Annotated in this window: 23 protein-coding genes; 9 read left to right on the top strand and 14 right to left on the bottom strand. The window is 71.8% G+C overall.

The genetic code is table 11. The annotated features are described in order from the left end of the window. Nucleotides 1-2 precede the first annotated feature (2 nt). Nucleotides 3-1,043, bottom strand: a complete 1,041-nt coding sequence (mgrA, locus tag FJ657_RS15360) for an L-glyceraldehyde 3-phosphate reductase (RefSeq protein ID WP_141164608.1) — start codon at nucleotides 1,041-1,043, stop codon at nucleotides 3-5. Nucleotides 1,044-1,258: 215 nt separating this feature from the next. Between mgrA and FJ657_RS15355 the strand changes: the two genes are divergently transcribed. Further along, nucleotides 1,259-3,295, top strand: a complete 2,037-nt coding sequence (locus tag FJ657_RS15355; RefSeq protein WP_141164607.1) for an alpha-amylase family protein — start codon at nucleotides 1,259-1,261, stop codon at nucleotides 3,293-3,295. Here the strand turns inward: FJ657_RS15355 and FJ657_RS15350 are convergent. After that, nucleotides 3,292-4,329, bottom strand: coding sequence for a helix-turn-helix transcriptional regulator (locus FJ657_RS15350; RefSeq protein ID WP_141164606.1), 1,038 nt, complete (start codon nucleotides 4,327-4,329; stop codon nucleotides 3,292-3,294). The genes FJ657_RS15355 and FJ657_RS15350 overlap by 4 nt on opposite strands. Before the next feature lie 143 nt (nucleotides 4,330-4,472). Between FJ657_RS15350 and FJ657_RS15345 the strand changes: the two genes are divergently transcribed. Beyond that, nucleotides 4,473-4,934, top strand: coding sequence for a VOC family protein (locus tag FJ657_RS15345; protein WP_141164605.1), 462 nt, complete (start codon nucleotides 4,473-4,475; stop codon nucleotides 4,932-4,934). Nucleotides 4,935-5,026: 92 nt separating this feature from the next. On the opposite strand, the gene FJ657_RS15340 is transcribed toward FJ657_RS15345, so the two are convergent. Then, nucleotides 5,027-5,215: a hypothetical protein gene (locus tag FJ657_RS15340; protein WP_141164604.1), complete on the bottom strand. Its 189-nt coding sequence runs from the start codon at nucleotides 5,213-5,215 to the stop codon at nucleotides 5,027-5,029. A 132-nt stretch (nucleotides 5,216-5,347) separates the two neighbouring features. Here FJ657_RS15340 and FJ657_RS15335 point away from each other — a divergent pair, with 132 nt between their 5' ends. Both FJ657_RS15335 and FJ657_RS15330 read left to right on the top strand, forming a co-directional pair. Then, entirely contained in the window at nucleotides 5,348-6,139 is a 792-nt protein-coding gene (locus FJ657_RS15335) for an HAD family hydrolase (protein WP_141164603.1), read from the top strand. 70 nt (nucleotides 6,140-6,209) lie between these two features. Next, the gene (locus tag FJ657_RS15330) at nucleotides 6,210-8,720 is read left to right on the top strand and encodes a glycoside hydrolase family 65 protein (RefSeq protein ID WP_141164602.1); all 2,511 of its coding nucleotides are present in this window, start codon (nucleotides 6,210-6,212) and stop codon (nucleotides 8,718-8,720) included. A gap of 294 nt (nucleotides 8,721-9,014) precedes the next feature. Here FJ657_RS15330 and FJ657_RS15325 read toward each other — a convergent pair whose 3' ends face one another. After that, nucleotides 9,015-9,851, bottom strand: coding sequence for an aldo/keto reductase (locus FJ657_RS15325; RefSeq protein ID WP_141164601.1), 837 nt, complete (start codon nucleotides 9,849-9,851; stop codon nucleotides 9,015-9,017). A 174-nt stretch (nucleotides 9,852-10,025) separates the two neighbouring features. On the opposite strand from FJ657_RS15325, the gene FJ657_RS15320 reads away from it, so the two are divergent. Beyond that, nucleotides 10,026-10,652 carry a ClpP family protease gene (locus tag FJ657_RS15320; RefSeq protein ID WP_141164600.1) on the top strand — a complete coding sequence of 209 codons (627 nt, stop codon included), beginning with the start codon at nucleotides 10,026-10,028 and terminating at the stop codon, nucleotides 10,650-10,652. Further along, complete coding sequence (locus tag FJ657_RS15315; RefSeq protein ID WP_141164599.1) at nucleotides 10,649-11,266, top strand: ClpP family protease; 618 nt, start codon at nucleotides 10,649-10,651, stop codon at nucleotides 11,264-11,266. Before FJ657_RS15320 ends, FJ657_RS15315 begins: the two co-directional genes overlap by 4 nt. A 326-nt stretch (nucleotides 11,267-11,592) precedes the next feature. Here the strand turns inward: FJ657_RS15315 and FJ657_RS15310 are convergent, their stop codons facing one another. Together FJ657_RS15310 and FJ657_RS15305 are read right to left on the bottom strand one after the other, a co-directional pair. After that, nucleotides 11,593-13,125, bottom strand: a complete 1,533-nt coding sequence (locus FJ657_RS15310) for a catalase (RefSeq protein ID WP_181409005.1) — start codon at nucleotides 13,123-13,125, stop codon at nucleotides 11,593-11,595. 102 nt (nucleotides 13,126-13,227) lie between these two features. Beyond that, nucleotides 13,228-13,668, bottom strand: coding sequence for a Fur family transcriptional regulator (locus FJ657_RS15305; RefSeq protein ID WP_141164597.1), 441 nt, complete (start codon nucleotides 13,666-13,668; stop codon nucleotides 13,228-13,230). A 222-nt stretch (nucleotides 13,669-13,890) separates the two neighbouring features. Between FJ657_RS15305 and FJ657_RS15300 the strand changes: the two genes are divergently transcribed. Then, a complete protein-coding gene (locus tag FJ657_RS15300; protein ID WP_141164596.1) occupies nucleotides 13,891-15,450 on the top strand; it encodes a glyceraldehyde-3-phosphate dehydrogenase in 1,560 nt (519 codons plus the stop codon). A 142-nt stretch (nucleotides 15,451-15,592) separates the two neighbouring features. Here the strand turns inward: FJ657_RS15300 and FJ657_RS15295 are convergent, their stop codons facing one another. Beyond that, the gene (locus tag FJ657_RS15295) at nucleotides 15,593-16,474 is read right to left on the bottom strand and encodes a LysR family transcriptional regulator (RefSeq protein WP_141164595.1); all 882 of its coding nucleotides are present in this window, start codon (nucleotides 16,472-16,474) and stop codon (nucleotides 15,593-15,595) included. Between the two features lie 113 nt (nucleotides 16,475-16,587). On the opposite strand from FJ657_RS15295, the gene FJ657_RS15290 reads away from it, so the two are divergent. Next, nucleotides 16,588-17,397 carry an SDR family oxidoreductase gene (locus FJ657_RS15290; RefSeq protein WP_141164594.1) on the top strand — a complete coding sequence of 270 codons (810 nt, stop codon included), beginning with the start codon at nucleotides 16,588-16,590 and terminating at the stop codon, nucleotides 17,395-17,397. Nucleotides 17,398-17,407: 10 nt separating this feature from the next. Here FJ657_RS15290 and FJ657_RS15285 read toward each other — a convergent pair whose 3' ends face one another. The 6 genes from FJ657_RS15285 to FJ657_RS15260 all read right to left on the bottom strand — a co-directional run bounded on the left by FJ657_RS15285 (nucleotide 17,408) and on the right by FJ657_RS15260 (nucleotide 24,243). Further along, nucleotides 17,408-18,148, bottom strand: coding sequence for a fumarylacetoacetate hydrolase family protein (locus tag FJ657_RS15285; protein WP_141164593.1), 741 nt, complete (start codon nucleotides 18,146-18,148; stop codon nucleotides 17,408-17,410). 69 nt (nucleotides 18,149-18,217) lie between these two features. Further along, complete coding sequence (locus FJ657_RS15280) at nucleotides 18,218-19,630, bottom strand: MFS transporter (protein ID WP_255447421.1); 1,413 nt, start codon at nucleotides 19,628-19,630, stop codon at nucleotides 18,218-18,220. Continuing rightward, nucleotides 19,627-20,439 (bottom strand): HpcH/HpaI aldolase family protein, encoded by an 813-nt coding sequence (locus FJ657_RS15275; protein WP_141164591.1) that lies wholly within the window; start codon nucleotides 20,437-20,439, stop codon nucleotides 19,627-19,629. Before FJ657_RS15275 ends, FJ657_RS15280 begins: the two co-directional genes overlap by 4 nt. Next, nucleotides 20,436-21,752 (bottom strand): alpha-hydroxy acid oxidase, encoded by a 1,317-nt coding sequence (locus FJ657_RS15270; protein ID WP_141164590.1) that lies wholly within the window; start codon nucleotides 21,750-21,752, stop codon nucleotides 20,436-20,438. The genes FJ657_RS15275 and FJ657_RS15270 overlap by 4 nt, the downstream gene beginning before the upstream one ends. Nucleotides 21,753-21,764: 12 nt before the next feature. Beyond that, complete coding sequence (locus FJ657_RS15265) at nucleotides 21,765-22,739, bottom strand: C-terminal binding protein (RefSeq protein WP_141164589.1); 975 nt, start codon at nucleotides 22,737-22,739, stop codon at nucleotides 21,765-21,767. Nucleotides 22,740-22,833: 94 nt separating this feature from the next. Then, nucleotides 22,834-24,243 carry an MFS transporter gene (locus FJ657_RS15260; protein ID WP_439653949.1) on the bottom strand — a complete coding sequence of 470 codons (1,410 nt, stop codon included), beginning with the start codon at nucleotides 24,241-24,243 and terminating at the stop codon, nucleotides 22,834-22,836. A 149-nt stretch (nucleotides 24,244-24,392) separates the two neighbouring features. Here FJ657_RS15260 and FJ657_RS15255 point away from each other — a divergent pair, with 149 nt between their 5' ends. Further along, nucleotides 24,393-25,085 (top strand): GntR family transcriptional regulator, encoded by a 693-nt coding sequence (locus FJ657_RS15255; RefSeq protein ID WP_141164587.1) that lies wholly within the window; start codon nucleotides 24,393-24,395, stop codon nucleotides 25,083-25,085. 19 nt (nucleotides 25,086-25,104) lie between these two features. On the opposite strand, the gene FJ657_RS15250 is transcribed toward FJ657_RS15255, so the two are convergent. Continuing rightward, the gene (locus FJ657_RS15250; RefSeq protein ID WP_141164586.1) at nucleotides 25,105-25,446 is read right to left on the bottom strand and encodes a YciI family protein; all 342 of its coding nucleotides are present in this window, start codon (nucleotides 25,444-25,446) and stop codon (nucleotides 25,105-25,107) included. Nucleotides 25,447-25,458 lie beyond the last annotated feature (12 nt).

The raw sequence follows: 25,458 nt of genomic DNA, 5'->3' as shown, positions 1-25,458 counted from the left end.
CCTCAGACGTCGCCGACGCGGGCGCCCGACCAGAGGTCGACGCCGGCCGTGTCGCCGGCGAAGGCGTCGATCTCGGCCAGCTCCGCCTCCGTGAACGACAGGTTCTGCAGCGCGGCGACGTTCTGCTCCAGCTGCTCCACGCGCGAGGCGCCGATCACGAGCGAGGTGACGCGCTCGTCGCGCAGCGCCCAGGTCAGGGCGAGCTGCGCGAGCGACTGACCCCGGCGCGAAGCGATCGCAGCGAGCCCGTTCAGACGGGCGACGAGCTCGGGCGTGATGACGCCCGCATCCAGCGACTTGTCCGCGGCGGCGCGGGAGTCGGCGGGCACGCCGTCGAGGTACTTGCCGGTCAGCAGGCCCTGGGCGAGCGCGGTGAAGCCGATGACGCCCGCGCCGACCTCGGCCGCCGCATCCAGCAGGCCCTCGGTCTCGATCCAGCGGTTCAGCATCGAGTACGACGGCTGGTGGATGAGCAGCGGCGTGCCCAGGTCGCGCAGGATCGCCGCCGCCTGCCGCGTGCGCTCCGCGTCGTACGACGAGATGCCGACGTAGAGCGCCTTGCCCTGCTGCACGGCCGTGTGCAGTGCGCCCATCGTCTCTTCGAGGGGCGTGGAGGCGTCGAGTCGGTGCGAGTAGAAGATGTCGACGTAGTCGAGTCCCAGGCGCTCGAGCGACTGGTCGAGCGAGGCGAGCACGTACTTGCGCGAGCCGCCGCCCTGACCGTACGGGCCGGGCCACATGTCCCAGCCGGCCTTCGTCGAGATGACCATCTCGTCGCGGTAGGGCGCGAAGTCCTCGCGCATGAGCCGGCCGAAGTTGACCTCGGCGGCGCCGTAGGGCGGGCCGTAGTTGTTCGCCAGGTCGTGGTGCGTGATGCCGAGGTCGAAGGCGCGGCGGGCGATCGCGCGCTGCGACTCGAACGCGCGGTCGTCGCCGAAGTTGTGCCAGTAGCCGAGCGACAGCAGCGGCAGGTCGAGACCGGAGCGTCCGGTGCGGCGGTACGGCATCGCGTCGTAGCGGTCGGGATGAGCGACGTAGGTCATGCGGATGACGCTACCCGCGGGAGCGGCGCGAGCGCGGGGCTCCGTTCCGAGCGCGGGGCGACGACACCGCGCGCTCGGAACGGAGCCCCGCGCTCGCGCCCCCTCCTCTACCAGCCGGACACCGGCATCCGCCAGCCCCGGCCCGCCGAACGGGCTGCGCTACGGCTGAGTCATAGGCTGAGCACACCGACGACGGTGCCGGAAGGAGGATCGACATGCCCGCACTGAACGCCGATGCCGCCCGCGACCTCGACACGATCCGCGACGCGCTGCTCGGCGGCGACCGCGAATTCGATCGCCGCCTCGACGAGCACTTCCCGCGCCTGCACGCGCTGTTCTTCCGCCTCTACGGCGACCGCGCCGACGCCTTCGAGGCGCTGCGCGACACGATCCTCATCGCCGGCGAGAGCTGGGATGCGCGCGCCCAGCCCCTGCGCGACCGCGACGCCCAGCGCGAGCTGCCGTCCGAGTCGCACGCCGACAGCGGCACCTCCGACACCCTCAGCGTCACCGCCGGCGCCCCGAAGCAGCCGTGGTTCGCCGACAACCGGCTCGTCGGCGGCGTCGCCTACGTCGACCGCTACGCCGGCGACCTGGCGGGGATGCGCGCCCGCATCCCCGACCTGAAGGAACTCGGCCTCGGCTGGCTGCACCTCATGCCGCTGTTCCGCACGCCCGAGGGGGATGACGACGGCGGCTACGCGGTCAGCAGCTACCGCGAGGTCGATCCCGCGCTCGGCACGATCGCCGATCTGCGCGCGACGGCGACCGAACTGCACGAGGCCGGCATGTCGCTCGTGCTCGATTTCGTCTTCAACCACACCGCGAGCGACCACGAGTGGGCGCAGAAGGCGGTGGCCGGCGAGCCGGGCTACGAGGACTTCTACCTGATCTTCCCCGACCGCGAGCTGCCCGATCGGTACGAGCAGACGGTGCGCGAGATCTTCCCCGACGACCACCCCGGCAGCTTCGTGCAGCTGCCCGACGGACGCTGGATCTGGTCGACGTTCCACCACTACCAGTGGGATCTCGACTACTCGAACCCCGCCGTGTTCCGTGCGATGGCGGGCGAGATGCTGTTCCTCGCGAACCTCGGCGTCGACGTGCTGCGCATGGATGCGGTGGCCTTCATCTGGAAGCGGCTCGGCACCCCGAGCGAGTCGCTGCCCGAAGCGCACCTGCTGCTGCAGGCCTTCAACGCGGTGCTCGCGATCGCGGCGCCGGGGGTGGTGTTCCTGTCGGACGCGATCGTGCATCCCGACGAGGTCGTCGACTACATCTCGACCGAGGAGGCCCGCCTCAGCTACAACCCGCTGCAGATGGCGCTCACCTGGGAGGCGCTCGCGACGCGCGACCCGCGGCTGCTGCGGCAGGCGCTCGAGCGCCGGCACGCGCTGCCCGACGGCACCGCGTGGGTGAACTACGTGCGCGGCCACGACGACATCGGCTGGACCTTCGCCGACGAGGATGCGGCCGAGCTCGGCATCGACGCCGGCGCCCACCGCCGCTTCCTCAACGAGTTCTACTCCGGCCGCTTCGAGGGCAGCTTCGCGCGCGGCGTGCTCTTTCAAGAGAACCCGCGCACCGGGGATGCCCGCGTGGCCGGCACCACCGCCTCCCTCGCCGGCGTCGAGGCGCGCGACCCAGCGGGCGTGCAGCGCGTCGTGCTCGCGCACGCGATCGCGTTCAGCACGGGCGGCGTTCCGCTGATCTACCTCGGCGACGAGGTCGGCCAGCTCAACGACTACGGCTACGCCGACGACCCCGAGCGCGCGAGCGACAGCCGCTGGGTCAATCGGCCCGAGTACCCGGCCGAGGCCTACGCGAGCCGCGACGACGAGCGCACCGTCGCCGGCTGGCTGCACCGCTGGATGCGCCGCCTCATCGAGGTGCGCCAGGCGACGCCCGAACTGGCCGGCACGACGCTGCTGCCCTTCGACGCCCGCTCGCCGCACGTGCTGGCGTTCCAGCGCACGGCGGACCCCGCATCCGCGATCGCCGACCGCGACGCCGCCGGCCCGGACGCGACCGGGTCGACCGGGTCCGCTGGCTCGACCGTGCTCGTGCTCGCGAACTTCGGCGACGAAGATGCCGAGATCAGCGCCGAGGTGCTCAGCGGCTTCACGCCGATCGCGACCGAGCTCATCACGAGCCGGGTCGTGAGCCTCGCCGGCGGGATCGTGCTCGAGCCGCGGCACCTCGCCTGGCTGCGCGTGCAGCCCGCGGGCGCCGCCGGTCCCGAGCGCTTCTAACCCTCGGCGGCAGCCGCGAGGCGCGCGGCGAGCTCGCGCGCGGCCGCGCTCAGCTCGGCGGGGCCCTGGATGCGGAACTCGGCATCCAGCCCCGCGAACCGCGCCGCGAGAGCGCGCCACGACCAGGAGCCGAGCGTGAGCCGGGAGGTGCTCTCGTCGATCTCGATGAGAACCGTGTCGGCGTCTCCGCCGGAGGCGCCGGCGCCTCCGGCGCTCCCGTCGGCGCCGACGAAGGGCGCGAGCCGCCGCGCCGGCGCCGCGACCTCGGCGGTGCCGACGCAGGGCCAGCCGGAGGTCGCGCCGGAGTTCGCCCCCGCATCCACGTTCGACCCGCGGAATCGCGCCGCGAGGAAGGCGACCGGATCGCCGCCTGGGATCTCGCGCGGCGCGAACCGCAGACGGGTCGGCGCGCGCGGGTGCATCCGGTCGATGCGGAAGGTCGACCAGTCGCCCGCGTCTCCGACCTCGTCGTTCCAGGCGAGCAGGTACCAGCGTCCGTTCCGCGCGACGACGGCGTGCGGCTCGACCCGGCGTGCCGGTCGCTCGGCCGCCTCTCCCCATGCGGAGCCGTAGTCGAAGCGCAGCACCTCGTGCGCGCGGGTCGCCTCGCTCACGGCGACGAGCACATCCGGGTCGACAGCCGTGCCCGCGGTCGTCGGCGTGACGGCGACGGCATCCACTCGGCCGCGCAGTCGGGCCGGCATGACCTGCCGGACGGTGGCGAGCGCCCGCGTCGCGGCCTCGGCGATGTCGGCGCCGGAGGCGGGAGCGACCGCCAGCGCGAGCGCGACGGCGATCGCCTGCTCGTCGTCGAACAGCAGCGGCGGCAGGTCGGATCCGGCCTCGAGCCGGTAGCCGCCCGCAGGACCGCGCGCCGCCTCGACCCGATAGCCGAGCTCGCGCAGCCGGTCGACGTCGCGGCGCACCGTGCGCGGGCTCACGTTCAGCCGCTCGGCGAGCACCTCGCCCGCCCACTCGCGGCGCACCTGCAGCAGCGAGAGCAGTTCGAGCATCCGCGACGAGGGATCGGTCATGTTCTCGATTCTCGTCGAAGTTGCGGTCAGGATCTGGCCTGATCTGGCGAGAGAGTCTCCTCAGGTCGCCAGCCGGTGGCCGCTCAACCGGATGCGTCGCCAGCCGACGCGCCCGACTTCATCCCCTCAGCTCAGGAGACGACATGTCGATCACGACCACCCCGCACCTCAACTTCAACGGCGACGCCCGCGCGGCCCTCGAGTTCTACGGCACCGCCCTCGGCGTCGCGCCGGTCATGATGACCTACGGCCAGATGGGCGCCTCGCAGGATCCGGCGTGGGCCGACCGCATCGTCTGGGGTCAGGTCGAGACCCCGAGCGGCGTGCGCGTCATGGCCTTCGACGTGTGGCCGCACCAGGCTTACGACCAGGGCGAGAACGCGTTCTACGTCTACCTCAGCGGCGACGACGCCGACGAGATCACCGCGATCTGGGATGGGCTGGTCGACGGAGCGGAGATCCGCCAGCCGCTGGGCGCCTCGGCCTGGTCGCCGCTCGCGGGTCAGCTGCGCGACCGCTTCGGCGTGATCTGGGCGCTCGACGTGCGCGCTGCGCAGGACGGCGACGCCGAGACGGACGCCGGCGTGGACACCACCGCGAGCTGACCTCGCCCCGCAGCGCAAGCGCGCATCCTCGCCTCGGAGCAATGCCGCGGAGCGAGGATGCGCGCTGTCGTATGTGCGGGCGAGGACAGCCCTCAGCTGATCTCGGGGGTGTCGTCCTCGCGCTCGTCTGCTTCGGTGCGCTGGGACTCGGCGACCATCTCCCGGTCGCTCGTGCCCTGGCCGGTGAGGGCGTTCTCGATGTCATCCGACTGGCCGGAATCGACCGAGTCCCAGGTCTGTGCCGAGTCGCCGGACTGGTTGCCGCTTGCGTTGTGTGCCATGACCACATGATGCGCCGCGTGCCCCGTCCGAGTGTTCACCGCACAGGGGACGTGCATCCGACCCCCTGACGGTTCTACGCTCGGAGTGCGGACGCGCGACGAGCGGACGCGAATCCACCACAAAGGGGTCTCATGTTCCGCTCGCGACTCAGTACCGTGCGTGCCTTCCTCTTCGACCTGGACGGCGTGCTCACGCCGACGGCCGAGGTGCACCGCCGCGCCTGGTCGCGGCTCTTCACGGCCGAGCTCGAGGCACGCGGCGTCGCGCCGTACACGGAGGCCGACTACTTCCGGCACATCGACGGCAAGCCGCGCTTCGACGGCGTGCGCGACCTGCTCGCGTCGCGCGGCATCGAGCTGCCCGAGGGCACGGTCGATGACGCTCCCGAACTCGAGACCGTCGGCGGTCTCGGCAACCGCAAGAACGCGCTCTTCACGGCCGAGCTGACCGAGCACGGCGTGGCCGCCTACCCGGGCTCGATCGCCTTCCTGGATGCGGCGCAGAACTCGGGCTACCAGGTCGCGGTCGTCTCCAGTTCGCGCAACGCCCCCGCGGTGCTCGCCGCCGCCGGCATCGCCGACCGCTTCGAGATCGTCGTCGACGGCGCCGTCGCCGCGCGCGACGGCCTGCCCGGCAAGCCGGCCCCCGACACCTACCTCGCCGGCGCCGAGCGCCTCGGACTCACCGCCGCCGACTGCGTCGTCGTCGAAGACGCCGAGTCGGGCGTTCAGGCCGGCCGCGCCGGCGACTTCGGGCTCGTGCTCGGCGTCGACCGCGGCGTCGGAGCCGAGGCCCTGATCGAGCACGGCGCCGACCTCGTCGTGCCCGACCTCGGCGAGCTCGCGGCCGACGTCGCCGCGGTCCCCGCCGGATCGTCCGCCGCCGGATCGTCCGCCGCCGAGTCCGCCGAAGAACTTCGATGAACTACGTTCTGACCTGGCCCAGCCGCAGCACCGCCGGCATCCACCACCACCGCACCGGAGACCACCGCTGATGCAGCTCACCGAGCCCCACGACCCGCTCGACCGCGGGCGCTTCCCCCTCGACGACTGGGCGCTCGTCGAGACCAGCTTCGACCCGCGCATCCAGGGCCGCACCGAGACCCTGTTCGCGGTCGGCAACGGCTACCTCGGCCTGCGCGGCAACCTCGACGAGGGCCGCGACGCCGACACGCACGGCAACTTCATCAACGGCTTCCACGAGACCTGGCCGATCCGTCACGCCGAAGAGGCCTTCGGCTTCGCGCGCGTCGGACAGACGATCGTCAACGTGCCCGACGCGAAGGTCGTGCGGCTCTACGTCGACGACGAGCCGTTCATCCTCACCGAGGCCGACCTCGACCGCTACAGCCGCCGCCTCGACTTCCGCGACGGCCGTCTGACCCGCGAGCTCATCTGGCGCACGCCCACCGGCAAGCGCGTGCGCATCCGCTCGAGCCGCATGGTGTCGTTCACCGAGCGCCACCTCGCGATCGTCGAGTACGAGGTCACGCTGCTGGATGCGGATGCCGCCGTGCTGCTCTCGAGCCAGCTGCTGAACCGACAGGACGGCGTCGACGAGTTCCACAACGGCGCCGCCGCGGCGACTGCCTTCGACCCGCGCAAGGGCGAGGCGTTCACCGAGCGCGTGCTGCAGCCGCGCCTCGCGCGCGAACAGGAGCACCGCTCGCTGCTCGGCTACCGCACCACCAACTCGGGCATGACGATCGCCGCCGCCATGGACCACGTGCTCGTCACCGAGAACGAGTGGGATCACACCTCGAGCGTCAACGACGACATCGCCAAGCAGGTCTTCCGCGTGCGGGCGCAGGCGAACGTGCCGATCAAGCTCGAGAAGCGCATCAGCTACCACTCCTCGCGCGGCGTGCCCGTGCGCGAGCTCGCCGACCGCTGCGACCGCACCCTCGACCGCGCGAACGAGCTCAGCCTCGAGCAGCACTACGCCGCACAGCAGGGCTGGCTGGCCGACTTCTGGCAGAACTCCGACGTCGTCGTCGAGGGCGCCGCCGACATCCAGCAGGCCACGCGCTGGAACCTGTTCCAGCTCATCCAGGCCAGCGCCCGCACCGACGGCGGCGGCATCGCCGCGAAGGGCGTCAGCGGGTCCGGCTACGGCGGGCACTACTTCTGGGACACCGAGGTCTACGTGCTCCCCTTCCTCAGCTACACGCGCCCGATCGCGGCGCGCAACGCGCTGCGCTTCCGCGAGGGGATGCTGCCGGCCGCCCGCGACCGCGCCGCCGAGATGAACCAGAAGGGCGCGCTGTTCCCGTGGCGCACCATCAACGGACTCGAGTCGAGCGCGTACTACGCGGCCGGCACGGCGCAGTACCACATCGATGCCGACATCGCGCATGCGCTGCAGCAGTACGTGTCGGCCACCGGAGATGAGGACTTCCTCGCCGCGGGCGCCGTCGACATCCTCGTCGAGACCGCCCGCCTCTGGGCCGACCTCGGCTTCTGGCGCAGCAACGGCGACACCGCGTTCCACATCCACGGCGTCACCGGGCCCGACGAGTACACGACCGTCGTCAACGACAACCTGTACACGAACGTCATGGCGCGGGCGAACCTGCGCGACGCCGTCGCCGCCGTCGCCCGTCTCAAGGCGACCGACGTCGACGCCTACGCGCGCATGGTCGCGCGGCTCGGGCTGGGCGAGCACGAGGTGCTCGACTGGGATGCCGCCGCCGACGCGATGCACATCCCCTACGACGCCGGCATGCGCATCCACCCGCAAGACCAGGCCTTCCTCGAGAAGGAGGTCTGGGATCTCGACAACACCCCCGACTCGCAGCGGCCGCTGCTGCTGCACTTCCACCCGCTGGTGATCTACCGCCACCAGGTGCTGAAACAGGCGGATGTCGTGCTCGCCCTGCTGCTGCAGGGTCACGAGTTCACGGCCGACGAGAAGCGCCGCGACTTCGAGTACTACGACGCGCTCACGACCGGCGACTCGACGCTGTCGGCGGTCGTGCAGTCGGCCGTCGCCGCCGAGGTCGGCTACAACGCCCTCGCGCTGCGGTACTTCTACTCGGCCGCGTTCGTCGACCTGGCCGACCTGCACCGCAACACGAGCGACGGCATCCACGTCGCCTCGACCGGCGGGGTGTGGACGGCGCTCGTCTACGGCTTCGCGGGGATGCGCGACCACGCGGGGCGGATCTCGTTCGACCCGCGCCTGCCGGCCGAGTGGGATGCGATCGAGTTCCCGCTGACGCTGCGCGGCTCGCGCCTGCGGGTGCGCGTGGCGCGGGAGTCGGTCACGTTCACCGTCGAGACCGGCCGCGGTGCCGACGTGTTCGTGCGCGGCACCGCCGTGTCGGTGCGCGCCGACGCCCCGGTCACGGTGTCGCTCGAGCACCACGGCGCGCTGCTCACGGGCGAGCCGTCGACGAGCGACCTCGAGGGGATGCAGCGCACCGACGGCTCGCTCATCACGACGACGATGCCGAACCTCGTGGTCATGGACCGCGACGAGGAGCCCGAGCCCCCGCTGCTCTAGCCCGGGCGCCCCCGGCGACGCGCGGATACTGGCGAGACGCCACGCGATACTGGCGAGGCGTCGGCACGAGCAGCCCGGGGCGCGCGGCGGTCCCGCTCGCCAGTGTCCGCGTCGCGGCATCCCGAGGACGACCGTCGACGGCCGCGTCCTCACCCGCCGATGCCTGACCGGCCCCGATACTGGCGAGACGCCACGCGATACTGGCGAGCGGCCCACCCGAGCCCGCCCAGGGCTCCGGGTGCGCCGCTCGCCAGTATCCGCGTCAGGCGCCGGGCCGCGTCGGGGCGGCGAGGGTCAGAACTCCTCGTGCTCGTCCGGGTCCTGGCCCCAGATGCGGCCGCGGTCGAGGGCCGAGATCGCGGCGACCTCGTCATCCGTCAGCGCGAAGCCGGCGAGCTCGAGGTTCGCGGCGCGGCGCGCGGGGTTCGATGACATCGGGATCGGCACGATGCCCTGCTGCACGTGCCAGCGCAGCGCGATCTGCCCGGTCGTCACCCCGTACTTCTCGGCGGCGTCGCGGATGACGGGCTCGTCGAGCAGGCCCGTGCCGCGGCCGAGCGGACTCCACGCCTCGGTCACGATGCCGAGCTCGTCGTGCACCTTGCGCAGCTCTGTCTGCGTGAACGCGGGATGCAGCTCGACCTGGTTGACTGCGGGCACGACGCCGGTCGCGTCGATGATCTGCTCGAGGTGCTGCGGCGTGAAGTTCGAGACGCCGATCGAGCGCAGCTTGCCCTCGTCGCGCAGCTCGACGAGCGTCTTCCAGGTGTCGACGAACTTGCCCTGCTTCGGCAGCGGCCAGTGGATGAGGAACAGGTCGATCGTCTCGAGCCCGAGGTTCTTCAGCGAGTCGGCGACGCCCTGACGCGCCCCGTCGCGACCGTGGTGCCGCCCGGCGAGCTTCGAGGTGACGACGATCTCGTCGCGCGGAACGGAGCTGCGGCGCACGGCCGCGCCGACCTCGACCTCGTTCTCGTAGCGCAGCGCGGTGTCGATCAGGCGGTAGCCCAGGTCGAGCGCGTTCGTGACCATCTCGTCGCTGTCCTCGCCGTGGTGCGGGTAGCTGCCGAATCCGATCGCCGGGATGCTGTGGCCGTCGTTCAGGGTGCGGGGTGCGAGCGCGTCGCTCATCGGGGTCCTCCTCGACTGGATGTGATCGCGACGCCGCATCGTGAGCGGGCGCCGCGCATCCACGCTAGCGACTTTGTGCTGACAAATGTCGGCTGCGGAGGGCTCTGCTGTCAGCAGATCTGCGCACGGCAGATTCCGGCGACAGCGGCACCCGCTCGAGCGCACGGTGGAGCCATGACCGAGAACAAGATCCCCGTGTTCGACCAGGCCGTGCGGCGCGAACTCTACGAGCGGCGCGTGCTCGTGCTCGACGGCGTGCTCGACGACGACAACGGCACGCTGCTCGCGACCCAGCTGATCGCCCTCGCGACCGAGAGCGAGACGCGTGACATCGACCTCTGGATCCACTCGCCCGGCGGCTCGGTGCCGTCGATGCTGGCGATCCGCGATGTCATGCGCGCCATCCCGAACGACGTGTCGACGCTCGTGCTCGGCATCGCCTACAGCGCGGGGCAGTTCCTGCTCTCGGCCGGCACGAAGGGCAAGCGACGCGCCCTGCCGCACGCCCGCGTGCTGCTGCACCAGGGCTCGTCGGGCATCGGCGGCGCCGCGGTCGACGTCGAGCTGCAGGCCCACGACCTGCGCCACACCCGCGACACCGTGCTCGGACTCATCAGCGACGACACCGGCCAGCCGCGCGAGCGCGTGTTCGACGACTCGCTGCACGACCACTGGTACACGGCGCAGGAGGCGCTCGACTACGGTTTCATCGACCGGATCGTGACGCGCTTCGACGAGTTCCGTCCGGGCGAGCGCGACCGCGCCGCGGTGACCGGGTTCCGCGCGGAGGTCACCCGATGAGCACCTACACGATCCCCAACGTCATCGCCCGGGATTCCCGCGGCGACCGCATCATGGATGTCTACTCGCACCTGCTCACCGAGCGCATCATCTACCTCGGCACCGGCATCGACGCGGGCGTCGCGAACGCGCTCATCGCGCAGCTGCTGCACCTCGCTTCCGACAGCCCCGACACCGACATCCAGCTCTACATCAACTGCGAAGGCGGCGACCCGAGCGCGATGCTCGCGATCTACGACACGATGCGCTTCATCCAGCCGGATGTCGCGACGACCTGCGTGGGCCAGGCGGTCGGGGTGGGCGCAGCGCTGCTCGCGGCGGGCGCGGCGGGAAAGCGGGCGGTGCTGCCGCACGCGCGGGTCGTGCTGCACCAGCCGGCGGCGCAGGGCCGCGGGGCGATCCCCGACCTGATCCTGGCGGCGGATGAGGTGGTGCGCCAGCGCGGGGAGATGGAGCAGATCCTGGCCGACCACACGGGCCAGACCGTCGAGACGCTGCGCGCCGACACCGACCACGACCGCGTCTTCACGGCGAGCGCCGCCCGCGACTACGGCCTCGCCGACCACGTGCTCGCCGCCGCTCCCCCGCGCACCCCGCGTCCGCTCGGCGCTTGAGCCGAACTCCCCCGAGTGCCCCGAGTTCCGGGTAGATCCGTGAGGGGTCGCAAAGGCCCCGTCGAAGGCTCGAATCGGGGTCCGCGAGGGGCCTTTGCGACCCCTCACGAACATGGATGCGCGGCCCGAGCCTCCGGGGAGGTCGAGCCGCGCATCCGGCTCCCTCACGCCTCGGAGAGCATGAGTTGCCTAGTTCTGCCGGCTTCCGAGACGAGAACCCGGCCGAAGTGGGCAACTCGGCGGAGGACGCGAGTTGCCCACTTCCGCGGAATGTCACGCACGACAAGCCGCGGAAGCGGGCAACTCACGAGAAGGAGCCGGGAGCGTCAGCCCTGGGCGGGACCCGCCGGGGTCGGCACCGGAGCCGGCACGAGGGTCTCGCGCGGGTTCTCGATCGGGGCGACCGACTCGCGCACGCGGCGGCCGAGCTCGGCATCCACGTTGTCCCAGTACTGCAGGGCGCGCTCGCGGATGTCGGGGATCGTCGTCTTGCCGACGTGCCCGGCGATGTTGCCGACGAGGCGCTCGCGGGCCGCGTCATCCAGCACCTCGTTGACGAGGGTGCGGGCCTGGCCGAAGTCATCGTCCTCGGCGTGCAGGGTCGCGGCCGAGCGCACGAGCTCGCCGTCGTTCTGCCAGCCGCGGTCGTCGCCGTGGGCGGCCGGGTCGGCGTGCGGTCCGCCGAAGGAGTTCGGCGCGTACACCGGCACACTCGGGTGCTCGAAGCCGAAGCGCGAGGCGCCGTCCTTCGAGTAGCTGTGCGCCTCGTTCTTCGGGGCGTTGACCGGCAGCTGCGCGTGGTTGGTGCCGACGCGGTAGCGGTGCGCATCCGCGTAGCTGAAGATGCGGGCCTGCAGCATCTTGTCGGGGCTGGCCGCGATGCCGGGAACGAAGTTCGACGGCGCGAAGGCGGCCTGCTCGATCTCGGCGAAGTAGTTCTCGGGGTTGCGGTTCAGCGTGACCGTGCCGACCGGGATGAGCGGGTAGTCGCTCTTGGGCCACACCTTCGTGAGGTCGAAGGGGTTGAAGCGGTAGCCGGCGGCCTCGTCGTAGGGCATGACCTGCACGCTGAGATCCCACTGCGGGAAGTCGCCGTTCTCGATCGCGTCGTAGAGGTCGCGGATGTGCAGGTCGGCGTCCGAGCCGGCGAGACGGTCGGCCTCGTCCTGCGGCAGGAACTCGTTGCCCTGCTTCGTGCGGAAGTGGTACTTGACCCAGAAGCGCTCGCCGGCGGCGTTGATCCACTGGTAGGTGTGCGAGCCGAAGCCGTCCATGTGGCGCCAGCTCTTCGGCAGTCCGCGGTCGCCCATCAGCCAGGTGACCTGGTGCGCGCTCTCGGGCTGCAGCGTCCAGAAGTCCCACTGCATGTCGTTGTCGCGCAGGTGGCTGCCGGGCAGGCGCTTCTGCGAGCGGATGAAGTCGGGGAACTTGATGCCGTCCTTGATGAAGAAGACGGGCGTGTTGTTGCCGACGAGGTCGTAGTTGCCCTCGCTCGTGTAGAACTTCACCGCGAAGCCGCGCGGGTCGCGCCACGTGTCGGGGCTGCCCTGCTCGCCGGCGACGGTGGAGAAGCGGATGAGCAGCTCGGTCTCGACATCCGGCTGGAACAGCGCCGCGTGCGTGTACTGCGAGACGTCGTGCGTCACGACCAGCGAGCCGAAGGCGCCGCCGCCCTTGGCGTGCACGACGCGCTCGGGCACGCGCTCGCGGTTGAACTGGGCGAGCTTCTCGACCAGGTAGTGGTCGGTCAGCGCGATCGCGCCGTCCGGCCCGACGGACTGGGAGTGCTGGTCGCTGGCGACGGGGGCGCCGGAGTTGGTCGTGGTCTTCGCGTCGGTCACGTGTGTCTCTCGTTTCATTCGGAGCGAGCTCCTGCCGGCCGAACCCGGCAGGGGCGGTGGGGATGCGCATCCCGTCGTCGATCGCGGCGCGAACCGGTGCGGAGTCACCGGCACGCCCCGTCACCGGCAGTCGGCGCACAGCCCCCAGAAGACGACCTCGGCGGTGTCGATGGCGAAGCCTCCGGCGTCGCTGGGCGCCAGGCACGGGGCGTGCCCGACGACGCAGTCGACGTCGGCGACCTTGCCGCACGCGCGACAGACCACGTGGTGGTGGTTGTCGCCCACGCGGCGCTCGTACAGAGCGGCGGAGCGCTCCGGTTCGATGCGACGCAGCAGTCCGGCCCTGGTGAGGTCGGTCAGCACGTTGTGCATCGACTGCACCGAGAGGGTGGGCTCGTCGGTCACCGCGTGGCGGTGGATAGTCTCGGCGTCGCTGTGCGGCATCCGCTGAAGCAGGCGCAGAGCGGCCAGCCGGCCGCGGGTGACCTTGAGCCCGGCCGATCGCAGCGCGGCCGCGTCGGCGTCGGCCGCCGGCTCGGTGCGCACTGCGAGGTCGTCCATGCCGTCGACCCTAGTCGGGTGTTTTGAGTGATTACGAATAACGTCGGGTGAACATCCAGGCGAGGGGATGCGCGCTCCCCTGTCCGGCCGCTCGCCCCTCGGCGATCGAGCGCCGTCGGGTTGGCTCGAGCGGATGCGCGCGGCAGAATAGACGTACACGGCCGCGTCGCCACCGCGGGGCCGGGACACGATCCCACCGACCCCGAAGGCGTACCCACCGTCATGCAGCGATCCACTCCCTCCGCCCGTCACGAGGCCCTCCTCTCCTGGGCCGACACCCAGTCGCAGGCCGAGCGCCTCATCCCCCTGCTCGGCCGACTGCACCGCGAGCGCGGCGTCGTCACCTCGCTCTACGGGCGCCGGCTGATCAATCTCTCGGCGATCGACGTCGTCAAGGCGCACCGCTTCGGGCGGCACGCCGACGCGTTCCAGATCCCGCTCGACAAGACCGTCGAGCTGGCCGAGGCGCTGCTCGACGCCGGAACCCGCGGGCTCTCGGTCGACCTCGCCGCCCTGCTCGCCGACCACCGCGAGGCGCGCACGGCCGAGCCCGAGCTGACGCTCGCCGAGTTCCTCGCGCGCGAGCTGCCCGCCCCGAGCGCCGACGAGATCGTCGCGCAGACCGCCGGGCGGGATGTCGTGCTCTACGGCTTCGGACGCATCGGGCGTCTCGTGGCCCGCATCCTCATCAACCACGCCGGCAGCGGCGGCGGGCCCCGCCTGCGCGCGATCGTCGTGCGCCGCGGCTCGGACGACGACCTCGTCAAGCGCGCCAGCCTGCTGCGCCGCGACAGCATCCACGGCCCCTTCGAGGGCACGATCTCGGTCGACCACGACGCGGAGACGATCCTCGCGAACGGCACGCTCATCCAGGTCATCTACGCCGACGACCCGCGCGAGGTCGACTACAGCGCCCACGGAATCTCGGATGCGATCCTCATCGACAACACGGGCCGCTGGCGCGACGAGGCGGGCCTGCGCCAGCACCTCGAGCGCCCCGGCATCGCCCGCGTTCTGCTGACCGCACCGGGCAAGGGCGACCTGCCGAACATCGTGCACGGCGTCAACAGCGACAGCATCGGGGATGCGCAGATCGTGTCGGCCGCCTCGTGCACCACCAACGCGGTCACGCCGGTGCTCAAGGTGCTGGATGACGCCCTCGGCGTCGAGCGCGGACACATCGAGACGATCCACTCCTTCACCAACGACCAGAACCTCATCGACAACTTCCACAAGGCCGACCGCCGCGGCCGCGCCGCCGGGCTCAACATGGTCATCACCGAGACCGGCGCCGCTCGTGCGGTGGCGAAGGCGCTGCCGAAGTTCGAGGGCAAGCTGACCGGCAACGCCATCCGCGTGCCCACCCCCGACGTGTCGATCGCGATCCTCAACCTCGAGCTGTCGCGCGCGGTGACGGCGGCCGAGGTCAACGACCTCATCCGCGTCACCTCGGTGCGCTCGCCGCTGCGCCGCCAGGTCGGCTACGTCGAGAGCCCGGATGCGGTGTCGACCGACTTCCTCGGCGCCCGCCAGACCGGCATCGTCGACGGCCTCGCCACGGTCGCCGACGGACGCCACGTCGTCGTCTACGTCTGGTACGACAACGAGTTCGGCTACAGCCACCAGGTCGTCCGCATCGCCGAGCACCTCGCCGGGGCACGCCCCGCGTCGGGGTCATGGCGGGCGTACCCGATCGCGGCGCCCGTGGTCGCGGGCTCGACCGAGCCGGGTGCGTCGAGCGCGCAGCGCGTCGGCGACGACCTCGTCACGAGCGACGTGTAGGGGGACTGCCGCGCGGACGGTCGCGGCGGCACAGCGTCGGCTCCTCGAAGCGGCCGCCGCGTGATGCGACGTTGCCGGCACGCACGGCCGACACCGTGTCGCGCGGCGCGTTCGCCGGCGGGCGGGCGGGCCCGGCCTCCGCTCACCCGAGCGCGACCGCGAGCCCGGCGACCCGCTCGGCCGTCGCGACCAGCCGGTCGACGTCGGCCGAGCCGTGGCCGTGGGGCCACGCCAGCAGGGTCGTCGAGTGCGGCGCATCCACCACCGGAACGGCCGTGTGCTCGGGCCACTGCCACGCTCGACTCGAGCGCGGGATCACGAGCAGCGTGCGTCCGAGCGCGACGAGCTGGGCGAGCTGCGTCTGCGAGCGCACCTCGGGCCCGTCCCCCTCGGGGTAGCTGCCGTCGAGCCGCGGCCAGCGGGCGATCGGCAGTCCGGGAACGTTCGCGACCTCCTCGCGCGTGACCTCGCTGCGGGCGGCGAGCGGATGCGAGCTCGGCACGATCGCGACCTGCGGCTCGGTCAGCAGGTCGGCCGTCTCGAAGCCGGCCAGGTCGTCGAAGGGGCGGTGCATGATCGCGACATCCGCCGCGCCCTCGCGCAGCAGTGTCGCCTGCTCGCCGATCTCGCAGAGCAGCACCTCGATGCGGGTCTGCCCGGCGGCCTCGTTCGCGTCGAGGATCGCCTGCAGCAGCTCGTGCGATGACCCCGCCTTGGTCGCGAGGGTCAGCACGCGATCGCCGGTCTCGGCCTCGACGCCGGCGCGACGGGTGCGCAGCGCCGCGGCGCCGACGGCCTGCAGCGCCGCGCGAGCCTCGCGCAGCAGCACCTCGCCCGCGGACGTGAGGCGGATGCCGCTCGGAACCCGGTCGATCAGCTGCACCTCGAGCCGCTGCTCGAGCTGGCGGATCGCCCGCGACAGGGGCGGCTGCGCGATGCCGAGACGCTCGGCGGCGCGCGTGACATTCAGCTCCTCGGCCACGGCGACGAAGTAGCGCAGCTCGCGGGTCTCCAGATCGTGCACGGGGCGAGGCTAGCCCCGGGAGCGGGCCCTGCGCCGGGTCGATACCCGTGGAGTATCGGCGTGCACTCGATCGGTCTTGGACGCGCGGCGTCGGTCGGGCGGAGCATGAGCGCATGACCGACAGCACGAACCCGTCCCCCGCAGCACCCGCATCCAGCTCGCCCGCCGCCGACTCGCCCGAGGCCTCGCCCGCCGCGCCCGCCGCCGACGCCCGTGTCGCTCTCGTCACCGGCGCCAACAAGGGCATCGGCTTCGCGATCGCCGAGGGCCTCGGCCGGCAGGGTCTGCGCGTGATCGTCGGCGCCCGCGACGCCGCGGCCCGGTCCGCGGCGGTCGTCCGCCTGCGCGAGAGCGGCCTGGATGCGGAGGGCGTGCGCCTCGACGTGACCGACGACGCGAGCGTCGCCGCCGCGGCCGCCGAGATCGAGCATCGCTTCGGCCGCCTCGACGTGCTCGTCAACAACGCGGGCGTCTCGGGTCCGTTCGATCCGACGACCTGGCAGCAGGACCCGACCGCGATCGACCTCGATCAGCTGCGCGGGGTCGTCGACGTCAACGTCTACGGCGTGATCCGCGTGACCAACGCGCTGCTGCCGCTGCTGCGGCGAGCGCCGCATCCGCGCATCGTCAACGCCTCGAGCAGCATGGGCTCGCTCGAGCGCCGCCCGGGCCCGATCATGGCGCTCTACTCGCCGACGAAGACATTCCTCAACTCGCTCACCGTGCAGTACGCACGGGCCTTCGAGCAGACCGCGATCATCGTCAACGCCGCCTGCCCCGGACTCGTCGCGACCGACTTCAACGGCTTCGCCGGCGACCGCACGCCCGAGCAGGGCGCCGCGACCGCCGTCCGCCTGGCGACGCTGCCCGACGACGGCCCCCGCGGCGGCTTCTTCGAGGATGCGGGCGTCGTCCCCTGGTGAGTGAGGCGGCTCAGACCACGCGGAACTCGACCGCGCCGACGCTGGCGACCTCGGCCCGCACGCGCTGACCGCGCTCCAGCGGGCCGACGCCGGCCGGCGTGCCCGTGAAGATCAGATCGCCGGGGCGCAGCACGACCTCGTGCGAGAGGCGGGAGATCAGCTCGGGCACGCTCCAGATGAGCTGGTCGAGGTCGCCGTCCTGGCGGGTCGCGCCGTCGACGTCGAGGTGGATGCGTCCACTGACCGGGTGCTGCCCGATGCGCTCGAGCGACACGATCTCGCCGACCGGACCGGAGGCGTCGAAGCCCTTCGCGAGATCCCAGGGCCGCCCGCTCTTCTTGGCCTGAGCCTGCACGTCGCGGCGGGTCAGATCCACGCCGACCGTGTAGCCCCACACGGCGTCGAGCGCCGACTCGGGCGTGACGGCATCCGCGGCCGCGCCGATCGCGACGACTAGCTCGACCTCGTAGTGGAAGTCGTCGGTGCGCGGCGGGTACGGCGTCGTGCCCGCCTCGACGCCGTCGAACCCCTCGGCGGCGGGGATGCCCTCGGCCGCGGCGTAGACGGCATCCGCGGGCTTGCTGAAGAAGAAGGGGGCCTGACGCTCGGGGTCGGAGCCCATCTCGCGCGCGTGGTCGGCGTAGTTCTGCCCCACGCAGTAGACCCGGCGCACCGGGAAGCGCTCGGCGGTGGCAGAGGGGCCGTCGCCGGCGATCGGGAGGGTGCGGGGTTCCACGTCGAAGAGCGTCATGCCCCGATCCTCCCGCCGCGGCGTGGGTGGTCGCTGAGCGGTATGGATGTTCGCTGAGCACGGCGCCGGTCACGCCGGCCCGAACTCCCCGCCGTCGAGCGCGGTGCGCCCCGCCGGCCGCGCCGACGGGATCGCGAGCGACACGCCGAGGCACGCCACCGCGGCGATGAGCCCGAGCACGAGCGAGGTCAGGAACCCCTGCTCGCTGGGTCCGGCCGCCGTCGCCGAACCGGCGAGCACGGCGCCGGTCACCGCCGACGCGGTGCTCGTGCCGAGCGAGCGCATGAGCGCGTTGAGCCCGTTGGCCGCGCCGGTCTCGCTCGGCGGCACGGCCCGCATGATGAGAGCCGGCATGGCCGCGTAGCCCAGCCCGATGCCCACGCCGATGAGCACGTTGATCGCCACGATCTGCCACAGCTCGTCGTGCAGCCAGAGCGCGGCGAGGTACGAGAGCGCGATCACCGCGGCGCCCCACGCGAGCAGCGGCTTCGGCCCGTGCGCGCGTTCGAGCCGGTCGGCGAGCGGCGACATGGCCATCATCGTCAGGCCCGCGGGGGCGAGCGCCAGCGAGGCGGTCAGCAGCGGCAGCCCGAGCCCGAATCCGGTCGATGGCGGCAGCTCGAGCAGCTGGGGGAACGCGACGTTCGACGCGAACAGCGCGAAGCCCATGGCCACCGAGGCCAGGTTCGTGAGCAGCACGGCGGGGCGCGCGCTCACTCTCAGATCGACGAGCGGATCGCGCACCCGCAGCTCGAACACACCCCAGAGCAGCAGCACCAGCAGGCCGCCGAGACCGAGGGCGAGGATGCGCGGGTCGCCCCAGCCCCACTCCCCGCTGCGCGATACCGCGATGAGCACCGCCACCAGCCCGATCGCCAGACCGATGATGCCGACGGCATCCACGCGCCCCTCGGCCCGCAGCGTGCTGACCGGCACGACGAGGGCGAACAGGACGAAGCACAGCAGCGCGAGTCCGGCGGCGACGCCGAACACCGCGTGCCAGTCGGCGTTCTCGGCGATCACCGCGCTGAGCGGCAGCCCGAGCGCGCCGCCGACGCCGAGCGTCGCGCTCACGAGGGCGATGCCGCCGCCGAGGCGCTGCGGCGGCAGCACGTCGCGCAGGATCGAGATGCCGAGCGGGATGACTCCGACGGCCGCGCCCTGCAGCGCCCGGGCGACGATCATCGGCGCGAGCGATACCGAGAACAGCGCCAGCAGCGCGCCCGCGGCCTGGATGAGCAGCAGCGCCATCGCGATGCGGCGCTTGTCGTAGAGGTCGCCGAGCCGCCCGGCGATCGGCGTGCACACGGCCGCCGCGACGAGGGTCGCCGTGATCACCCAGGCGGCGTCGTCGCGGCTGGTGCCGAGCAGCTCGGGCAGGCGCGGCTGGATGGGCAGCACGATCGTCTGCATGAACGAGGCGCCCATGCCGGCGAAGGCCAGGACCGCGACGATCGGTCCCGGCCTCCGTTCGGCGTTCAGCGCACGTAGGGTCCGGATGCTGGCGCACCTCCCCCGGCGTCGCCGCTGCGGAACGCGGCGGACCCGGCCGCCGTGGCTGCGCCGATCGTGCCGAGGTCTCCGCCCTGCAGCACGAAGTCGAAGCCGAGCGCGACCATCTCGCGCGAGTAGGCCGGGTCGGCGGTGAAGATGCCCGCGCGCAGACCGTGCCGGCGGGCGGCATCGAGCACGCGGCGGTAGTTCTCGAGCACCCGCTCGTCGTGACTGTCGAACTGGAAGCCGTAGCCGTGCGTTCCGGCGAGATCGCTCGGCCCGATCACGACGCCGGCGAGACGCGGCACCGAGAAGATGTCGTCGAGGTTCGCCATGCCCTGCTCGGTCTCGATCATCACGAAGGGCAGCACGGTGTCGTTGGCCGTCGTGTGGAAGTCGTCGGTCGGGCCGTACGCCCACGGTCTCGTCGGGCCGTTGCTGCGACCGCCGAGCGGCGGGTAGAAGCAGGCGCCGACGAGCGACTCCGCCTCCTCGCGGGTGTTCACGAGCGGGCACACGATCCCGAAGGCGCCGGCGTCGAGAGCCTTCATGATCATCCACGGATCCGCCGACGGCACCCGCACGAAGGGCGTGCCGCCGAGGTTCCCCACCGTCTGGCAGAGGCCGACGAGCGACTGCACGTCGATGTGCCCGTGCTGCATGTCGAAGAGCACCCCGTCGACCCCGCCGCGCTGGATCGACTCGGCGACGAGGGTGCTCGGCACCATCGCCGTCGCGAGCAGGGCCGGCTCGCCGGCATCCCAGCGGGTGGTCATCGGATGGGCGGCTGCGGTCATCGTGTTCCTGCCTTCCGGGCGCGCGGGGGCGCCGCGATCGCGGTCTCCGGTTCGGGGGCCGAGGTGATGCGCGAGTAGCGCGAGATCAAGGTGACGTGCTCGGGCGAGAGCTCGTCGATCGAGGTGACGCCGAGCAGCGCCATGGTGGTGCGCACCTCGGCACGAAGGATCTGCACCGCCCGGTCGACACCCGCCTCGCCGCCGGCCATGAGCGCGTAGAGGTAGGCGCGGCCGAGCAGCACGAAGCGCGCGCCGAGGGCGATCGCGGCGACGACATCCGCTCCGGTGCGCACGCCGGTGTCGAGCATGACCTCGGTGGAGTCGCCGACGCGCGCCGCGACCGCGGGCAGCAGGTGCAGCGGCGGGATCGCGCGGTCGAGCTGGCGTCCGCCGTGATTCGAGAGCACGATGCCCTCCACCCCGGCGTCGGCGGCGCGCACGGCGTCGTCGAGGGTCTGGATGCCCTTCAGCACGACCGGACCGGTCCACGCCTCGCGGATCCAGGCCAGGTCGTTGAAGGTGACCGAGCTGTCGGTGAAGCCCTTCACCGCGGTGAGCTGCGATCGCGGCAGATCCGGTTCCTCGTAGGTGAAGCGGTAGGGCTCGGTCGTCAGCAGGTTCGTCCACCACTCGACCCGGTACGAGGCGTCGAGGAAGGTCTTCGGCGTCAGTTGCGGCGGGTACGACATGCCGTAGCGCGCGTCCCGCAGTCGGTTGCCGACGACGGCCGAGTCGACGGTGACGACGAGCGTGTCGAAGCCGTGCGCGGCCGCGTCAGCGAGCATCCGCAGCGAGCGGTCGCGGTCGCTGAGCAGGTACATCTGGAACCAGTGCCGCGCGCCGGGCGCCGCCGCCGCGAAGTCGGCGATCGACGTCGTGCCGACGGTCGAGAGGCCGTAGGGGATGCCCGCGCGCGCCGCCGCCCGGGCGACCGCCGGCTCGCCGGCCGCGTACATCATCCGCGTGCCGCCGGTCGGGCCGAAGCCGAACGGCAGCGCGCTCGGCTTGCCGAGCACGGTCGTCGTGGTGTCGACCTCGCTGACGTCGCGCAGGATCGTCGGGTTGAACTCGAGGTCGTCGAACGCCTCCCGCGCCCGGCGCATGCTGATCTCGCCCTCGGCGCCGCCGTCGACGTAGTGGAAGGGACCGGCTGGGGTGCGCCGCTTCGCGATGCGCCGCAGGTCGTCGATCGTGTGCGCATCGGCGACGCGGCGTTCGGCGCGGGTGAGGCCGCGACGCGACTTCATGCGCAGGAAGGGCTTGATGTCGGAGGGCTGCGGGATGCGCCGCCGCAGCGGCGGGTACTTCGGCATGACCGCTCCCGTCTACGCCGCGGTCTCGCGCCGGATGTCGTTGACCGGGTTGCGCGGCTGCTCGCCGCGCAGCACCCGGGCGGCCTCTTCGAGCACCTTGCGGCGGGTCTCGTTCCACGACTCCTCGCTCCAGTGCGCGGCGTGCGGCGACAGGATGATGTTGTCGAGGTCGCGCAGCGGGCTGTCGGCTTCGAGCGGCTCGTTGCCGAAGGCGTCGATGCCGGCGCCGAAGAGGTGGCCGCTGCGCAGCGCGTCGGCGAGGGCGGACTCGTCGATGAGGCCGCCGCGCGAGACGTTGACGAGCACGCTGCCCTTCTTCATGTGCGCGAGCGCGTCGGCGTCGATGATGTTCCGCGTCGACTCCATCAGCGGCACATGGATCGAGAGGATGTCGGCGCGCGCGATCACCTCATCCTTCGTCAGCAGCTCGACGCCGAGTTCGGCGGCGTCGGCGGCCGCGACGACCGGGTCGAAGGCGACGACGGTGTAGCCGATCGCCTGCGCCATGGTCGCGACGCGGCGCCCGATGCGGCCGAGGCCGAGCAGCCCGAACACCTGGTCGTCGGGGCGGCGCACGCCGGGGAAGAACGACGACGCCCAGCCCTCGGAGCGGATGCCCGCATCCAGCGCTGGCAGCCGCCGGGTCACCGACAGTGCCAGCGCGATCGCGTGCACCGCGACCTCGCGGTAGTTCGCGTCGGGCACGTTCGTGACCCAGATTCCGCGCGCGGTCGCCGCGGGCACGTCGATCGTGTCGTAGCCGATGCCGAAGCGGGTGAGCGAGCGGCAGCTCTGCAGGTTGTCGATCACCGTCTCGGTGAACTGCTCGGCGAGGATGATCACCGCATCCGCATCGCGCGTGCCCTCGAGCAGCGCCTGCTCGGTCGTGCCCTCGATGATCTGGAAGTCGACGTCGAGCCCGTCGAAGGCCTTCAGGTCCTCGGCGGTGATCGGCACCATCGTGTTCGTCATGACGACCTTGTTCACAGGTCTGCCCTCCTCAGGCGTGGGTGTTCGAGATGGATCGGCGCCGGCCGGATCGGCCGACCGGCGCCGGGTCGGGTCGGGATCGAGGCGGCGTTCAGTCCTCGCGCGGGGTGATTCCCGCGAGCGCGGGCGTCTCGGCCTTCTCGGCCGCACTGACCCAGGGCTTGGCGATGAGCACGCCGACGAGGGTGAGCAGCTGGGCCACGATGATGAGCCCCGCCGCGCCCCACGGCGCCCCGCCGGTCGCGACGACGATCGCGGTGGCGATGAGCGGCGCGGGCCCGGCGATGAGGGCGCCCTGCAGCTCTCGCGAGGAGAAGAGACCGGCGGATCGGAACTCGGCCTTGAAGAACGCGGGCATGAGCACGGTGTGCGCCGCCGATCCCGCCGCCCATCCGAGAGCGAGCATCACGCCGCTCGCCACGATGATGAAGGCGAGATTGCCGGTGTTGAGGATCAGGTAGTACGGCACGACCCAGACGACCGCTCCGATCACGCTGATGTAGATGACCCTCTTCGACCCGATCCGGTCGCTCACCGCGCCGAAGACGGCGACGAAGATCAGCATCACGAGCGAGCACGACAAGCTCACGAATAGCGCCTGGTTCTGGGGCAGGCCCACGGTTCCGACGAGGTAGCTGATGCCGAAGGCGGTGACGATGTAGCCGGTCACGTTGAGCCCCGAGGGGATGAGGAAGCCGGCGATCCAGTTGCGCGGGCTGGCCTTGAACGCGCGGGCGAAGGCGACGAAGGGGTTGCGTCGTGCCTCGCGCACGAGGCCGGCCTTGCGCTCGCGCTCGACGGCCTCGAACTCGGGCGACTCGTGCAGCTTGCGCCGCATCACGACGCCGATGATCGTCAGCACGGCGCTGAACAGGAACGGGATGCGCCAGCCCCAGCTACTGAACTCCTCCGGCCCGAGCACCGTGCTCGAGGTCGTGAAGATGATCAGCGCGAGCAGACCGCCGGCGCCGGCGCCGGCCATCGCGAGCGAGGAGAAGAAGCCCTTGCGCTTGAGCTGGGCGCTCTCGTTGACCATGGTGATCGCGCCGGCGAGCTCGGCTCCGGCGCCGAAGCCCTGAATGAGCCGCAGGATCACCAGCATGATCGGCGCCGCGACGCCGATCGAGGCGTAGGGCGGCAGGCAGCCGATGAGGGTGGTCGCGATGCCGATCATGAGGATCGACAGCATGAGCACCGGGCGACGGCCCCAGCGGTCGGAGAGCGCGCCGAGCACGAGCCCGCCGATGGGGCGGGCGACGAAGCCGACCGCGAAGGTGCCGAACGAGGCGAGCAGTCCGACGGCGCCGGTCGCGCCGGAGAAGAACAGCGGGGCGATGATGAGGCCCGCCACGAAGGCGTAGAGGCCGTAGTCGTACCACTCGATCGCCGAGCCGAAGCCGACCGCGATCGCGGAGCGGACCGACTGACGTCGGGTGGGCTTGACGACCACGGAAGCGGGATCGCCGCCGGGACCGCCGGGGTTCGCGGTGCCGGGAGGCATCGTTTCAGTCACGGGAGCTCCTTTGCTCTCGGAAGATTCTTCCGCCGGGGGCGGCGGGCCGTCATCGTCGGCGGCAGTCGGACAGTAGCAGTGTCGATCGCATTCTGTCGACAATCTACGATCAACGAGTTTCGGCGTATGCTGACGCCATGAACGACGCGGTCACCGACGACGCCACCGGCATCTTCGAGTCGATCACCACGACATCCCTCGTCGATCGGGCTCACGGCCAGATCCGCGCCCTGATCGTGGCCGGCAAGCTGCGACCCGGTGAGCCGCTCAAGGACTCGGTGCTCGCCGAGCAGATGGGCATCAGCCGCTCCCCCGTGCGCGAGGCCCTGCGCCGACTCGAGCAGTCGGGACTCGTCGAGAAGTCGGCCAACCGCTCGTACCGCATCTCACTGCTCGCCGCGGAGGACATCCCCGAGCTCGCGAGCCTGCGACTCGCCGACGAGACCCTCGCCGTGCGCACGATCGTGCAGCACCGCTACTCGATCGACTCGCTCGCCGAGCACGTCGCGCAGCTCACTGCGGCGACCGGCGATCCCGCCGCGGCCGCCGCCGCCGACGCCGCCTTCCACCGCGCCGTCGTCGGACTCGCACGCCTCCCTCGGCTGGCCGCCCGCTACGACGACCTGACCGACCAGATCCGGCTCGCCCTGCTCGCCAGCGATATCGAGACCTGGGGGCGCGGCGAGATGCTCGTCGAGAACCACACGATGCTGGTGGATGCGCTGACCGAAGCGCTCGAGACCGGCGACGCCCGTCGAGTCGTGCGGATGTGGGAGGTGCACGTGCTCGGCGGCATGACCGCCTTCGACATCCTCGACCCGCTCAGCTGAGTTCGACCGCGAACGCGGGTCAGGTCGCGGAGCCGTCGGCGAAGACGCGCAGTTCCTGGTCGCAGCGACAGGCCGCGGCGATGCGCGCGGCCCAGGCGACCGCATCCTCGCGAGTCGGCACGTCGATCACGGTGAATCCGCCGGCGAGGGAGCCCGTCTGCGGGTAGGCACCCGACTGCTCGCTGCCGTCGGCGGCGACGCGCACGAGCAGCGACGCCTCATCCAGCCCACCCGCGAAGACGAGCACACCCGCCTCCTGCGCCGCGGCGACCGCGGCATGCGACTCCTCGACCACGATCGGGAAATCCTCCTCGCCGATCTGCATCGCCGAGCCGGGGAACGAGATCAGGTAGTGCGGCATCGCGACTCCTTC

The sequence above is a fragment of the Schumannella soli genome, assembly GCF_006517435.1.
Lineage (GTDB): Bacteria > Actinomycetota > Actinomycetes > Actinomycetales > Microbacteriaceae > Schumannella > Schumannella soli.
The sequence above is the reverse complement of the archived record's forward strand: the minus strand, read 5'-3'. Positions and strand labels throughout refer to the sequence as shown.

Excerpts from the sequence above, each read along its gene's own strand:
- FJ657_RS15270 (WP_141164590.1), bottom strand. The coding sequence starts at position 21,752 with ATGCCGAAGTACCCGCCGCTGCGGCGGCGCATCCCGCAGCCCTCCGAC.
- FJ657_RS15355 (WP_141164607.1), top strand. The coding sequence starts at position 1,259 with ATGCCCGCACTGAACGCCGATGCCGCCCGCGACCTCGACACGATCCGC.
- FJ657_RS15300 (WP_141164596.1), top strand. The coding sequence starts at position 13,891 with ATGCAGCGATCCACTCCCTCCGCCCGTCACGAGGCCCTCCTCTCCTGG.
- FJ657_RS15315 (WP_141164599.1), top strand. The coding sequence starts at position 10,649 with ATGAGCACCTACACGATCCCCAACGTCATCGCCCGGGATTCCCGCGGC.
- mgrA (WP_141164608.1), bottom strand. The coding sequence starts at position 1,043 with ATGACCTACGTCGCTCATCCCGACCGCTACGACGCGATGCCGTACCGC.
- FJ657_RS15325 (WP_141164601.1), bottom strand. The coding sequence starts at position 9,851 with ATGAGCGACGCGCTCGCACCCCGCACCCTGAACGACGGCCACAGCATC.
- FJ657_RS15340 (WP_141164604.1), bottom strand. The coding sequence starts at position 5,215 with ATGGCACACAACGCAAGCGGCAACCAGTCCGGCGACTCGGCACAGACC.
- FJ657_RS15285 (WP_141164593.1), bottom strand. The coding sequence starts at position 18,148 with ATGACGCTCTTCGACGTGGAACCCCGCACCCTCCCGATCGCCGGCGAC.
- FJ657_RS15335 (WP_141164603.1), top strand. The coding sequence starts at position 5,348 with ATGTTCCGCTCGCGACTCAGTACCGTGCGTGCCTTCCTCTTCGACCTG.
- FJ657_RS15350 (WP_141164606.1), bottom strand. The coding sequence starts at position 4,329 with ATGACCGATCCCTCGTCGCGGATGCTCGAACTGCTCTCGCTGCTGCAG.
- FJ657_RS15305 (WP_141164597.1), bottom strand. The coding sequence starts at position 13,668 with ATGGACGACCTCGCAGTGCGCACCGAGCCGGCGGCCGACGCCGACGCG.
- FJ657_RS15260 (WP_439653949.1), bottom strand. The coding sequence starts at position 24,243 with ATGCCTCCCGGCACCGCGAACCCCGGCGGTCCCGGCGGCGATCCCGCT.
- FJ657_RS15320 (WP_141164600.1), top strand. The coding sequence starts at position 10,026 with ATGACCGAGAACAAGATCCCCGTGTTCGACCAGGCCGTGCGGCGCGAA.
- FJ657_RS15310 (WP_181409005.1), bottom strand. The coding sequence starts at position 13,125 with ATGAAACGAGAGACACACGTGACCGACGCGAAGACCACGACCAACTCC.
- FJ657_RS15255 (WP_141164587.1), top strand. The coding sequence starts at position 24,393 with ATGAACGACGCGGTCACCGACGACGCCACCGGCATCTTCGAGTCGATC.
- FJ657_RS15275 (WP_141164591.1), bottom strand. The coding sequence starts at position 20,439 with ATGACCGCAGCCGCCCATCCGATGACCACCCGCTGGGATGCCGGCGAG.
- FJ657_RS15330 (WP_141164602.1), top strand. The coding sequence starts at position 6,210 with ATGCAGCTCACCGAGCCCCACGACCCGCTCGACCGCGGGCGCTTCCCC.
- FJ657_RS15345 (WP_141164605.1), top strand. The coding sequence starts at position 4,473 with ATGTCGATCACGACCACCCCGCACCTCAACTTCAACGGCGACGCCCGC.
- FJ657_RS15250 (WP_141164586.1), bottom strand. The coding sequence starts at position 25,446 with ATGCCGCACTACCTGATCTCGTTCCCCGGCTCGGCGATGCAGATCGGC.
- FJ657_RS15290 (WP_141164594.1), top strand. The coding sequence starts at position 16,588 with ATGACCGACAGCACGAACCCGTCCCCCGCAGCACCCGCATCCAGCTCG.